This window comes from Exiguobacterium sp. s194 (assembly GCF_018618275.1).
Classification (GTDB): domain Bacteria; phylum Bacillota; class Bacilli; order Exiguobacteriales; family Exiguobacteriaceae; genus Exiguobacterium; species Exiguobacterium chiriqhucha.
Genome location: NZ_JACSLT010000001.1, coordinates 75,989 through 88,719, shown reverse-complemented (window position 1 = coordinate 88,719; position 12,731 = coordinate 75,989). Strand labels below are relative to the sequence as shown.

Annotated in this window: 11 protein-coding genes; 10 read left to right on the top strand and 1 reads right to left on the bottom strand. The window is 53.1% G+C overall.

Annotation, left to right across the window (positions count from 1 at the left end):
* From mutL to nhaC, 10 genes are all read left to right on the top strand, one after another.
* Window positions 1–1,803, top strand: a complete 1,803-nt coding sequence (mutL, locus tag KNP85_RS00415; protein WP_214800784.1) for a DNA mismatch repair endonuclease MutL — start codon at window positions 1–3, stop codon at window positions 1,801–1,803.
* Between the two features lie 163 nt (window positions 1,804–1,966).
* Window positions 1,967–2,635, top strand: coding sequence for a 50S ribosomal protein L25/general stress protein Ctc (locus KNP85_RS00410; protein WP_214800782.1), 669 nt, complete (start codon window positions 1,967–1,969; stop codon window positions 2,633–2,635).
* Window positions 2,636–2,843: 208 nt separating this feature from the next.
* Entirely contained in the window at window positions 2,844–3,686 is an 843-nt protein-coding gene (locus KNP85_RS00405; RefSeq protein ID WP_029595608.1) for a formate/nitrite transporter family protein, read from the top strand.
* Between the two features lie 188 nt (window positions 3,687–3,874).
* Window positions 3,875–5,719, top strand: a complete 1,845-nt coding sequence (locus KNP85_RS00400; protein ID WP_214800932.1) for an anaerobic ribonucleoside triphosphate reductase — start codon at window positions 3,875–3,877, stop codon at window positions 5,717–5,719.
* The gene (nrdG, locus tag KNP85_RS00395; RefSeq protein ID WP_021067287.1) at window positions 5,697–6,152 is read left to right on the top strand and encodes an anaerobic ribonucleoside-triphosphate reductase activating protein; all 456 of its coding nucleotides are present in this window, start codon (window positions 5,697–5,699) and stop codon (window positions 6,150–6,152) included. The genes KNP85_RS00400 and nrdG overlap by 23 nt, the downstream gene beginning before the upstream one ends.
* A 54-nt stretch (window positions 6,153–6,206) precedes the next feature.
* A complete protein-coding gene (locus KNP85_RS00390; RefSeq protein WP_214800780.1) occupies window positions 6,207–7,025 on the top strand; it encodes a fumarylacetoacetate hydrolase family protein in 819 nt (272 codons plus the stop codon).
* 122 nt (window positions 7,026–7,147) lie between these two features.
* Entirely contained in the window at window positions 7,148–8,410 is a 1,263-nt protein-coding gene (locus KNP85_RS00385; protein ID WP_214800778.1) for a S1C family serine protease, read from the top strand.
* A 56-nt stretch (window positions 8,411–8,466) separates the two neighbouring features.
* Window positions 8,467–8,811 carry a DoxX family protein gene (locus KNP85_RS00380; RefSeq protein ID WP_198922698.1) on the top strand — a complete coding sequence of 115 codons (345 nt, stop codon included), beginning with the start codon at window positions 8,467–8,469 and terminating at the stop codon, window positions 8,809–8,811.
* A gap of 20 nt (window positions 8,812–8,831) precedes the next feature.
* Window positions 8,832–9,926 carry an amidohydrolase gene (locus KNP85_RS00375; protein ID WP_214800776.1) on the top strand — a complete coding sequence of 365 codons (1,095 nt, stop codon included), beginning with the start codon at window positions 8,832–8,834 and terminating at the stop codon, window positions 9,924–9,926.
* Between the two features lie 161 nt (window positions 9,927–10,087).
* A complete protein-coding gene (gene nhaC, locus KNP85_RS00370) occupies window positions 10,088–11,488 on the top strand; it encodes a Na+/H+ antiporter NhaC (protein ID WP_058764511.1) in 1,401 nt (466 codons plus the stop codon).
* A gap of 14 nt (window positions 11,489–11,502) precedes the next feature.
* Here the strand turns inward: nhaC and KNP85_RS00365 are convergent, their stop codons facing one another.
* Window positions 11,503–12,696, bottom strand: a complete 1,194-nt coding sequence (locus KNP85_RS00365) for an HTH domain-containing protein (RefSeq protein WP_214800774.1) — start codon at window positions 12,694–12,696, stop codon at window positions 11,503–11,505.
* Window positions 12,697–12,731: the final 35 nt, after the last annotated feature.

Sequence of the window (12,731 nt, the reverse complement as noted above, 5' to 3'; positions counted from 1 at the left end):
ATGGGAATCATTCAAGAGTTACCGGAACAACTGGCCAACCGAATCGCTGCCGGGGAAGTCGTCGAACGCCCAGCCTCGGTCGTGAAAGAGCTCGTCGAGAATGCGATTGACGCCGGTGCCACGAAAATTGAAGTCGATTTGGAGGAAGCCGGGATACGTCTCATTAAAGTCCGGGATAACGGGCATGGGTTTTATGAAGAGGACGCCCCGCGTGCTTTTTTACGTCATGCGACGAGCAAAATCCGGGACGAGCACGACTTGTTCCGGATTCGCACACTCGGCTTCCGGGGGGAGGCCTTAGCGTCTATCGCCTCAGTGAGTCATGTGACATTGAAGTCACGCCGAACTGAAGAGGACGGATTTGAGATGACGCTCCAAGGGGGTGTCGTTACGGCGCAAACACCGGCCGCCGCAAACGTCGGAACAGAGATAGCGGTCAGTCAATTGTTCTACAATACACCGGCCCGCCTCAAATACTTGAAGACGTCGGCGACCGAACTCGCGAGTATCACCGATACGTTGAACCGGATCGCCTTGTCCCACCCGGAAGTTCGCCTCACGGCGTTCCATGAAGACAAGGAACTTCTGCGGACGAGTGGGAACGGCGACATCAAGCAAGTCATGCTCGCCATTTATGGGCGTCAAGTTGCGGCGCAAATCGTTACCGCGTCGAGCAAGACGAACGACTATAGTTTGAGCGCCCATCTCGTCCGGCCTGAAGTGACGCGTTCGAACAAGCAGTACGTGACGCTCATCTTGAACGGTCGGAGCATCAAGAACTTTGCGTTGACCCAAAGTGTACTAGAGGGTTACCATACGTTACTCCCGATTGGTCGTTATCCGATTGCCGTCCTCGAAGTGAACATGGATCCGATGTTGATTGACGTCAACGTCCATCCGACAAAACGGGAGGTCCGACTCTCGAAAGAGAAAGAGCTGTGCCAGTTGATTCGCGAGACGGTCCAACTGACACTCCGGGAACAGCGTTTAATCCCGTCGGTCAAACCGAAAGAGCGACCGGTCAATCGGACCGAACAAGAGCGACTTGATTTCACGGTCGAACGGACACCTGTCACGGATGAACCGCCGACGTGGAACTATCCGATTCCCCGTGAGCCTGTCACGTCACCGAGCCGATGGTCACCGACCCCGCTCGTCAATGAAGAGCCTGCACCGACCGACCCGATTATCGAATCGGACACAATTGAGACGAAAGGAGAGCGGTTGCCGCCGCTCGACGTCATCGGCCAATTGCATGCGAGCTATATCGTCTGCGGCGCCGAGGACGGCATGTATGTCATCGACCAACACGCGGCTCAGGAACGGATCAAATACGAATTGTTTTATGAGCAACTCGGGAATCCGGACAAGGAATATCAATTGTTGCTGCTCCCGCTCACGCTCGAGTTCACGCAAGAAGAGACGCTCGCGATTGAAGAAGTCGCTCCGCTCTTGAAAGAAGCGGGTCTCGAATTGGAGCCGTTCGGTGGCAACACGTTCCTCGTCCGGGAGATTCCGACGTGGTACCCGCAGCACGATTTGGAAGGGACGGTCCGCGATTTGATTGAGATGGCGATTCGGGACCGCTCTGTCAATCTCGCCAAATATCGGGAAGACGCGTCAATCTTGATGGCGTGCAAGCGGTCGATTAAAGCGAACCATCCATTGAACCACGAAATGATGCGGCAATTGCTGCATGACCTCAATCAGACGACGTCCCCGTATACGTGTCCGCACGGGCGACCGATCTTGGTGAAATGGAGCACGTACGAACTTGAGAAGTTGTTCAAACGGGTTATGTGACACGCTTGTAATCTTTTTTTAACCGGCTGTAACGTTTATGTCCGGGTGCCTATGGGAACAATATACACATGTCACTCAACGCATCGAGGTTGAGAGGTGGCTTTTTCACTGCCTCACCCTCAAGATGTAGACATGATCGATAAACCAGTAGGGGGAAAAGATTATGGCAGACACGCTTAAAGTAATGAAACGAGAATTACGACCACGTTCGGTCCGCGCAAACTTGCGTAAAGAAGGTAAAGTACTAGGTGTCGTATACGGCTATAAAGTCGAGAGCACACCAGTTGCATTCGAGGAGATGGCACTTCGCAAGATTCTCCGCGAACACGGTGACAACGCGTTAATCGAGTTGAACATCGACGGCAAGAAAGTAAACACGCTCGTTCACGGGACAGAAGTTGACCCGTTCACGAACGAATACAAGCACGTCGAGTTCATGGCCGTGAAGATGGACGAAGCGACGGAAGTCGAAGCGGACGTCACACTCGTCGGTGACGCGAAAGGTGTCAAAGAAGGCGGCTTCTTGGCGCAAACGCTCTATAAAGTTACGGTATCGGCGACACCGGCTAACATTCCGGAACGCATTGAACTCGATGTTTCTGAACTCGGTATCGGTGACTCGGTCACGGTAGCTGACATTCCAGAGAACAAAGACTATGACATCGTCTCGGATGGCGAGCTTCAAATCGCATCTGTGAACGAGCCGGTCTCTCTTGAAGAGCTCGAGGCTGACACAGACACAACGACAGAAAGTGAAGCCGAAGCAACTGAAGAAGAGTCGGCTGAGGCATCATCTGAAGAGTCTGAAGAGAAGTCTGCAGACAAAGAATAAGCTGTATCGAACGACCCTTTGCGAAGGGTCGTTTTTTTCGTCACAAATCCGACAAATGTAAACGATTACGATGTGAAAAATGTGTCAACACGGTCCAAGGTCGATTGCAATTTATTGGATTCGGGCTTATATTGTTAATGATTTCACATGTTCGTTCTTATTATATGGGTTCATTCAAACAGAAAGAAGGGTTTGTGACATGGCATCAATGGAAATCCATGCACTCGAATCATTACGGAAAAAAGCTCAGGCATCTTCGCAAATGATTCATTATCGGCCAATGGAATACTTTTTACGGGCAATGCTCGCGGGGATCTTTATCGGATTCGCTTCAATCTTCACACTTAAAGTTGTCAACGGGATGTACTTGATCGATTCGCCGTTCACGACACTCATCGGTGGGTTCTCATTCGGGATCGCGCTTGTCATGATCATCTACGGCGGAGCCGAACTGTTCACGGGGAACACAATGTATTTCACGACCTCGACGTTACGCGGCTATACGACGCTCAGCGACACGATGCTCGTCTGGTTACTTTGTTTCGTCGGGAACGCGCTCGGTGGCGTCTTGTTCGCCTTGTTGCTCGCCCCGACCGGCGTCATCCAAGAACTCGGGATGGACAACTGGCTGTTCGCGGTCGTCGAGAGCAAGATGCATCATACGACGGTCGAGATTTTCTTCCGTGCCATCTTCTGTAACTGGATGGTCTGTCTCGCGATTTTCTTACCAAAACAGATGAAAAATGAGTTCGCTCAAATCTTCTCGATGATTTTCCTCGTCGCCGTCTTCTTCGCGTCAGGATTTGATCATGTCATCGCCAACTTCGTCTTGTTTGCGCTCACGCTCGTCGTCCCACACCCTGAGGCGATTAGCTTTGCCGGCGCCATCCACAACTTGATTCCGGCCACGTTCGGTAACATCATCGGCGGCGCCTTGTTCATGGGTGCGATCTATACGTGGTTGAACGCGAAAGGCTTGCGCGAAGCCCAAGAGTCAGAGGAAAAAGAAGAAGTTGAATTAAAAATCGTGAAACCGGCTAAAGAATTATAAGTTGGGTCACTTGAAGAACGGTCGAGTCCAGATGCGGGCTCGGCTGTTTTTGCGTTTATATCACAACCAACGCTCACAATTTAGACTCCACATCTCCATGCTCAAACATGACATAATCTATATATGGAATTGAATCGAGTTATGAACTCGATTCATATCAATATATAGTGAGGTGATGCGGAGTGAACATGCTCCAGCTTTATGAAGATGTCTGTGTTCTCCCAGATCAAGATCTCGTACAAGAGAACGCCAACGTCGACGGGAAATCACCACTTGGCAAACTGGCACGATTATCCTCGGAAGTGTCGAAACAGCTGTCGACAACGTATTTGTTGTCAGAGCAGACACGTCAGGCCGTCGCAGACAACTTTTTGTACATCCATGACGCCGACTATTACGTGACGGGATCGACGACGTGTTGTCAAATCCCGCTCGGCGAGTTGCTGACGAACGGTTTCCATACCGGACACGGGACGATTCGACCGCCCCAGGACATCCGTTCGGCGATGGCACTCGCTTCGATTATTCTTCAAGCGAACCAGAATATGCAACACGGGGGTCAAGCGTTCCCGATGTTCGATGTCGATTTAGCGCCGTACGTCGAAAAGACGTATGAACGTCAACTCGAGCGTCTCAAGAAGCTTCCGGTCGAATGGTCGACCGAGCAACTTCTCGAAGTCGCTGAGACCGAGACAATCACAGCGACGTATCAAGCGTGTGAGGCGTTCATTCATAACGCTAATTCGATGCATTCGCGAGGAGGCGGCCAAGTGCCATTCGTCTCCATCAACTATGGGACCGACACGAGCCGTTGGGGTCGAATTTTCATCCGCGAGTTGTTGCATGCGACCGAACGAGGGCTCGGTAACGGGGAGACGCCGATTTTCCCGATTCAAATCTTTAAAGTAAAAGAGGGTGTCAACTTTCATGAAACCGACCCGAACGTCGACTTGTTCCGACTCGCCTGTCGCGTGACGGGCAAGCGTCTATTCCCGAACTTCTCGTTCGTCGATGCCCCGTTCAACTTGCAATATTATGATGGGAGCCATGACTCAGAAGTCGCTTATATGGGGTGTCGGACACGAGTGATGGGGAATCGTCACGGCGCCGAGACGTCGATCGGACGAGGCAATTTATCGTTCTCGACCTTGAACTTGGTCAAGATGGCGCTCGTCGCTTCGGACATCCATACATTTTATGAGACGCTCGACGCCTACGTCGACGTCGCCATCGATCAATTGCTCGAACGGTACGACTATCAAGCGAAGCGTCATGCCGACGAATTCCGCTTCCTTTACGCTCAACACGTCTGGAGGGGCAGCGAGAGACTCCAACCGGAAGAAGAGCTACGGGATGTACTGAAGCAAGGGACGTTGTCCGTCGGTTTCATCGGTCTCGCCGAAGCGCTACGCGTGCTCACAGGCGGCACGCATGCCGATTCACGGGAAGCGGAACGTCTCGGACTCGATATCGTCACTCATTTACGTGATCGGATGAGACAGGCGGCAGAGCAGCACGATTTAAATTTTTCGCTCTTGGCCACGCCGGCCGAAGGATTGTCTGGGAAGTTCGTATTGAAGGACCAGCAGGCGTTCGGGATGATCGAGGGTGTCACCGACCGCGCCTTTTATACAAACTCGTTTCATGTGCCGGTGTACCAGTCAGTGTCGATTCGTGACAAGATTCGGTTGGAGGCACCGTACCATGAGCTCTGTGACGCGGGTCATATCACTTATGTCGAAGTCGACGGGTCGCTCGCCCATAACCCGGAAGCGGTCGAAGCGATCGTCCGGCTCATGCGAACCGGAAACGTCGGCTACGGATCGATTAATCATCCCGTCGACCGGTGCGGTAACTGCGGCCTCGAGGGAACGATCGATGCCGCGTGCCCGACGTGTGGCGAGGAAGAGCAGATTGAACGGATTCGTCGCATCACCGGCTATCTGGTCGGCACGATGGACCGATGGAATTCGGCGAAACGAGAAGAAGAACGAGCGAGGGTGAAGCATCATGCGCGTCCTATCCGTACTTGACGAATCGGTTGTCGACGGTCCAGGCATTCGCACGGTCATCTTTACGGCGGGATGCCCTCATCGCTGTCTTGGATGTCACAATCCGGAATCGTGGAACCCGCGAGGTGGGGAAGACGTACCAGTCGAGGACCTGCTCACTCGAATCGAACAATCCGGTTGGGACGGTGTCACCGTCTCGGGCGGAGAGCCGTTCCTGCAACCGGAAGCACTAGCCCGGCTCGTCGACGGGTGCAAGGCGCTTCAGAAAAACGTGTGGGTGTATACAGGCTATACGTTCGAACAGTTACAAGGTATGGACGATGAGTACGTCACAAGCGTGCTCGATCGTGCCGATGTCCTTGTCGACGGTCGTTTCGAACAGCCGCTCATGGACCGGTCGCTCCGATTTCGGGGGTCGAGCAATCAGCGAATTATTTTCTTGAACAAAGCGTAATCGGGACCGTCGCGTCCCGATTTTTTGTATACTAGCAAAAAAGGGGGAATTTTGATGAAATGGTGTAGTTTTCAAGTTGAAGGAGAACAAAGGGTCGGTGTCGTGGCAGGGGAGTTTGTCTATGACGTCAGTGACCAATTACATACGACTTCGTTGTTAGAGGTCATCGCGCGAGAGTTTGAACCGGATGTCGATTTGGACGTCGCACCTCGGACCGCATTGCACGACGTCACGCTCGTCGCGCCATACCGACCACTCAAAAACGTGATCTGTATCGGCAAGAACTATGAAGAGCATGTGAAAGAGATGGATACGGCGGGAGCCGGCAAACTCGTCATCTTCACGAAAGCACCGACTTCGGTCGTTGGACCAGGGGCTGTCGTCGAACGTCATCCTGAACTGACCGACCAACTCGATTACGAAGGCGAGCTCGCCGTCATTATCGGGAAATCAGGACGGGACATCGACGACGTCGACGCCCATATTTTCGGATATACGATTCTGAACGATATCACGGCCCGGGACGTTCAAAAACAGCACGTCCAATTTTTCCGCGGTAAATCCTTCGACACGTTCTGTCCGCTCGGACCGTATATCGTCACACCGGATGAGCTCTCGTTTCCACTTGCGATTCAAACGGTCGTGAACGGTGAGACACGCCAAAACGGGTCGACAGCAGACATGATTCGTCCAATTGAAGAGTTGATTCGGACGTTGTCGAAAGGGATGACGCTAGAAGCTGGTGATATCATCGCCACCGGTACGCCGGCGGGGGTCGGCCATGGGATGAAACCGCCCGTCTATCTCCAATCCGGGGACACAATCGAAGTGAGCATCACGGGACTCGGGACGTTAAAAAACGTTATCGTCTGACCCAATTGACGCAAATTGTGAAGAATCTTGTAATCGATGTCTCATTTCCGCACAACGATGACTATGCCTCTTATACTAAGGGTAGAACAAAAGAGGAAACATCATATAGGAGATGATTACACATGGAACGCAACGATCGTCCAACAGAATCAAATGAACCAAATCGCCGCGAGGATTGGCTCGACACCGAGCTTGGCTCGTCCGAACAACGACAAGAGCCGTCGCGCGCAACACAACCGGCCCGACCTTCATTCGTCGGTCGGATGTTCCCTGGGTTTGTCGGTGGGATAATCGGTGCTGTCTTGACTGGGGCCATCGCCTTCCCGTTCATCGATCAAGTCCCAACGAACGTGTCTGATACGAACGTGACGTCGGAAGGGTCACCGGTCCAGACGACATCGACGACGGCGGACAGCTCGGTCACCGATGCGGTCGCGACCGCACAACCTGCCGTCGTGACGGTAAACAATTTCGCTTCGAACGGATTATCGAATGAATCGGTCGAAGCTGGTGTCGGCTCGGGTGTCATCTATAAGAAAGACGGTGACTCGGCTTACATCGTCACGAACCATCACGTCGTCAACGGTGCTGACCGTTTGACTGTGACATTCAATGACGGATCGACAGCGGACGCCAAGTTGATGGGCAGTGACGCCACGTACGACTTGGCGGTGCTCGAAGTCGATGCGGACAAAGTCTCATCCGTCATCACGATCGGGAAGTCGAGTGAACTGAAGCCTGGACAGACTGTCATAGCGATCGGCAATCCGCTTGGCCAGTTTGAGAACTCGGTGACGCGCGGGGTCGTCTCGTCGACGTCCCGTCTCGTGCCGGTCGATACGGATGAGAACGGACAAGCCGATTTCAATGCCGAGGTCATCCAGACGGATGCTGCCATCAACCCGGGTAACTCCGGTGGTGCCTTGATTAACGAATCGGGCCAATTGATCGGAATCAACTCGATGAAAATTGCGACCGATTCGGTGGAAGGGGTCGGCTTCTCGATTCCAGTCGATATCGCTTTGCCGCTCATCAATCAAATCGAGCAGACGGGCGAAGTGAATCATCCGTCGCTTGGTGTGTCGCTCCGAGACGTGTCTGAGTTCCCACCAGGGTACTTGACCGAGCAAATCAACTTGCCGGAGTCGGTGACAGCCGGTACAATCGTCGTGGAAGTGCAAGCGAACAGCTCGGCCGCACGGGCCGGACTTGAAGCGCGCGACGTCATCGTGAAAATCAATGATCAAGCCGTCTCGTCGTTCATCGACCTTCGGAGTGAATTGATTCGCGATACGGACGGAACGGTCACAATCGAATACGTTCGTGACGGCAAGACCGAGACGGTCGATGTCGAGATTCAAAATGCGAATGGGGATGCATTGTAAAGATGGGCACGTAGCCCATCTTTTTTGTTATGCTTAGAAAAAAGGAGGGGATTCCATTGATTCGCACACTATACGGGGTTTTATTTTTAGGAGCCGGCATCATGCACTTCGTTCAAGAACGGGCGTTCATGTCGATCATTCCGAAATCATGGCCGTTCAAACGGTTCATGGTTCAGGCGAGCGGGGTCATCGAAGTCGTCTATGGCGCACTGTTGCTCACGAACAAGGGGACACGGTTCGTGAAGGGAACGTTACCGGCATTTTTGATTGCCGTCTTCCCGGCCAATATCAATATGGCGCTCAAACCGTCGAAACTCGGCAAGATGCCGCTCCCGAAATGGGTGACGTGGGCCCGATTGCCGTTGCAATGGGTATTGATTAAAGGGGTCAAAAAAATATAAGTACATATGGGGGATCGATCATGACGAACGTATTGAACTGGTTTGAGCATTTTCATGCCCATCCCGAAGTGAGCTGGAAAGAATTCGAGACGACGAAGACGATTGCCGACATCTTGACGTCATGGCAAGTCCGTCACGAAACGTTTGCCGACGTCACCGGCATCATCGCCGAGATTGGTGAGGGACACGATGTCATCGCTGTCCGAGCCGACATCGACGCGTTATGGCAACAAGTTGACGGGACGTTCCAAGCCAATCATTCATGTGGCCATGATGCCAATATCAGCATGGTGCTCGGTGCACTTGATGAGTTGCGACACGAACACTTGCCGAAACGGGTCCGGTTTATTTTCCAACCGGCCGAAGAACAAGGGAACGGGTCGCTCGCGATGATTCGACACGGGGCGTTAAAAGACGTTAGTCAGCTGTACGGCATTCATTTGCGTCCGCTCGAGGAACTGCAACGCGGTCAATATGCGGCTGCGATTCAACACGGGGCCGCGTTCTTCTTGAAAGGCAGGATCAGCGGGGACGATGCTCATGGCGCGCGGCCGCATCAAGGTCAGAACGCGTTAGACGTCATCTTCACGATTCAACAGATGCTTAAGAGTATCTATTTGTCACCGTTTGAGCCGCATTCGGTCAAACTGACGGGTGTACAAGCTGGGAGTGAGAATTTGAACATCATTCCGGGCAATGCGACATTCTCAATTGACGTCCGGGCCCAACAGAACAAGGAACTGCTCGAGCTGCGCGACCGGGTCGAGACGATGTTGCACCAGATTGCAGTCCTGCATGGAGTGACGATCGACTGGGAGTGGCAAGATTTCACCCCTGGCGCCTTGATTGGCGAGCGTTCGAGCCGACATGCGGCTGAAGCGATTAGTCAGCGGTTCGGTGATGATGCGCTCGTCGATCGCATCATCACGTCAGGTAGCGACGATTTTCATTTTTATACGGTCGAGCAACCGGGACTCGATGCGACGATGATTGGAATCGGGGCCAACTTGACGCCAGGGCTTCATCATCCACAGATGACGTTCGATCGTGACGTATTACCGGAAGCGTCCGCCCTGCTCGCCGATACGTTGCGACGGGCCGCACACGCTACATGATTGACGAAATGAACGAGGCGACTTCGCTTCCGTTCATTTTTTTGTTGCCTTCCTCGAATGTAAGCGTTATCATCATCTTATTAGCGACAATATAACGACAATTCAGAATCTTTCGCTATCGGGGAGGAAGACACATGGAACAACAGGGGAACAAGGTAGACATGAAGCTTCGCTGGGCAGTATTGCCGCTACTTGTCATGATCGGGGTCATGCTCGTAGCCATTGTCCAATTAAAACAAGGCCCACACATCCCGCTCATCATCGGGACTGCGGTGGCGGCACTCGTCGCCTGGCGACACGGCTATAAGTGGAAAGAGATTGAAGAGATGATGTACAAAGGGATTCGACTCGCTTTGCCGGCGGTCGTCATCATCATCTTGGTCGGCTTGACGATTGGGGCGTGGATTGGGGGAGGCGTCGTCGCGACAATGATTTATTATGGGTTGACGATTATCTCACCGGCCTATTTCCTTGTGACGATTTGTATCATCTGTGCGGTCGTCGCGCTCTCCATCGGCAGTTCATGGTCGACGATGGGGACGATCGGCGTCGCCGGGATGGGCATCGGGCTAAGTATGGGGATACCAGCACCGATGGTCGCCGGAGCGGTCATTTCTGGCGCCTATTTTGGGGACAAGATGTCGCCGCTGTCGGATACGACGAACTTGGCGGCCGGTTTGACGCATACGGACCTATTCGTCCATATCCGTCACATGCTCTATACGACTATCCCGGGCCTTATCATTGCGCTTGGCGCGTATTGGTGGCTCGGCCGCCGCTTCAGCGAGACGACGACGGATTCGTCGGAAATCGTCCAGACGCTTGATATTTTGCAAGACAGTTTCGTCATCTCACCATGGTTGTTAGTGATCCCGCTGGCCGTCATCGCGCTCGTCGCGAAAAAAGTGCCGGCCATTCCAGCACTCGTCGTCGGCATCGCCCTTGGCTTTTTGGCGCAAGTCATCGTCCAGGGTGGCTCGCTCTCAGATAGTGTCGGCGCGCTCCAAAGTGGATATGTGATCGAGACCGGCAATGAGTTGGTCGATAACTTGTTCAGTCGGGGTGGTCTCGATGCGATGATGTATACCGTCTCGATGACGATTGTCGCGATGACGTTTGGGGGCATCTTGGAATACTCGGGCATGCTTCAGTCCATCATGAATCAAATCGTCAAACTGGCGAAGACGGCAGGTTCAATGGTCGCTTCGACGATTTTAGCGGCGTTCGCGACGAACGCATCATGTTCCGAACAATACATCTCGATCGTCGTGCCGTCACGCATGTTCGCCAGTGCCTACGAGAAGATGGGACTTCATTCGAAGAACTTGTCGCGAGCGCTTGAAGATGGCGGCACGCTCACGTCGGTCTTCATCCCGTGGAATACGTGCGGCGTGTTCATTCTCGGGACACTCGGCGTCGGGGCGTTCGAATATGCGCCATACGCCATTCTAAACTTTGTCGTTCCGGTCATTTCAATCATCTATGCGTTCACAGGTTTCACGATTGAACGGATTGCTGTGTTGAGTGCAGAGCCACCAATTGAACAACAAGCTGCCCAATAAAAAATTTCCCGGCCTCATGAGGTCGGGAAATTGAATTTATAGACGGCACGAGGCCGGCCTTGGCCATAGCTCATCTCTTCGCCAATCACATCGACGATGCCGGCGTCATGAAGTTTTTTGATGAGCCGTTCCGTCGTACGTCGCGTCACGTCGAGATAGTCGGTCAACTCTTTAGCCGTAAACTCGTGCTTTCGTTTGGCGAATTGTAAAATCTTCCCGATATTGACGGGGCTGACTCCGGCTTGTTTGATGAAGTCGAAGGCAAGTTGTTCCGTCACGCGATACGGGATGTGCGCGTCACGGGTCGGGAACGATAATCGTTTGGAATCATCGACGATGCGGATGCGCTCTTTACTTGCGGCAGACAAGGCGATTTGAGCATGCTCGTCCGCCTGTTGATAGTCCGTGCCATAACCGATTCCAATGCGGTACGTCCCGTTCGGTGCGAGCGTATCTTCTTCGAACGCGTTCAGCACTTCACCTTTGGTCGTCAATACTGTGATGTGATGGTCCTCCGCGGACTCGAGATGTCCACCCAGACACCGGACTGAGGCGAGATGGTCACGCAACATTATATCGTCCGTGTCGTAGCGGATGATGGCGAACTGGGCGGCATCGGCCAATTGTTGCCGAACTTGTTGAATCAACTGTTCGAGATGGTGCCTGACGGTCACTGTCGGCTCAATCATCAGTTGACTGTTGAACCCGGCACGAACGAGCTCATGATGTACCCGCTCGATGCTCGTGATGGCCAGATTCGTTTGTTTGCCTTGGTGACTTGTATGAAAGGCGATGACGTCCTCGAATGCGAGATCAGGACTGATGCGCATGACGGTGGGGGCGACCCGTTCGTTCGGAAACGAGTCGAGAATCGACGTCAGTCGTCTCGGTTCGACCAAATCGATTGATACTTGATTGAGCGACACGGAGTGGGTGAGCGTCGCATATAAAAGCGTCGTCAAGAGGACAGTCTCGTCTTGGACGACGTGATGTGCCGCCACGTGGGTAAGATGAGGGGTCGCATAGGCGAACGGGAATGAGCCGGAAAAAAAGACGCCGTCGAACGAGCCGAGCGTTTGAGCGATGGTCGCCGCTTCGTGCGGATGCTCATACGGATGATAGGCGAACCGGACGTCCTCTGGTGAACCGAGCGAGCGAATCGTCTCCACGAATTCGTGCGATCCGACGATGGCGATATGGATGGACATCAAAACTCCTCCTTGCAATTTAACGACTATTTAAC

Bases quoted from the DNA above. Each gene is read 5' to 3' on its own strand.
- nhaC (WP_058764511.1), top strand. From the start codon at position 10,088: ATGAAGCTTCGCTGGGCAGTATTGCCGCTACTTGTCATGATCGGGGTC.
- mutL (WP_214800784.1), top strand. From the start codon at position 1: ATGGGAATCATTCAAGAGTTACCGGAACAACTGGCCAACCGAATCGCT.
- nrdG (WP_021067287.1), top strand. From the start codon at position 5,697: ATGCGCGTCCTATCCGTACTTGACGAATCGGTTGTCGACGGTCCAGGC.
- KNP85_RS00405 (WP_029595608.1), top strand. From the start codon at position 2,844: ATGGAAATCCATGCACTCGAATCATTACGGAAAAAAGCTCAGGCATCT.
- KNP85_RS00375 (WP_214800776.1), top strand. From the start codon at position 8,832: ATGACGAACGTATTGAACTGGTTTGAGCATTTTCATGCCCATCCCGAA.
- KNP85_RS00410 (WP_214800782.1), top strand. From the start codon at position 1,967: ATGGCAGACACGCTTAAAGTAATGAAACGAGAATTACGACCACGTTCG.
- KNP85_RS00390 (WP_214800780.1), top strand. From the start codon at position 6,207: ATGAAATGGTGTAGTTTTCAAGTTGAAGGAGAACAAAGGGTCGGTGTC.
- KNP85_RS00400 (WP_214800932.1), top strand. From the start codon at position 3,875: ATGCTCCAGCTTTATGAAGATGTCTGTGTTCTCCCAGATCAAGATCTC.
- KNP85_RS00385 (WP_214800778.1), top strand. From the start codon at position 7,148: ATGGAACGCAACGATCGTCCAACAGAATCAAATGAACCAAATCGCCGC.
- KNP85_RS00365 (WP_214800774.1), bottom strand. From the start codon at position 12,696: ATGTCCATCCATATCGCCATCGTCGGATCGCACGAATTCGTGGAGACG.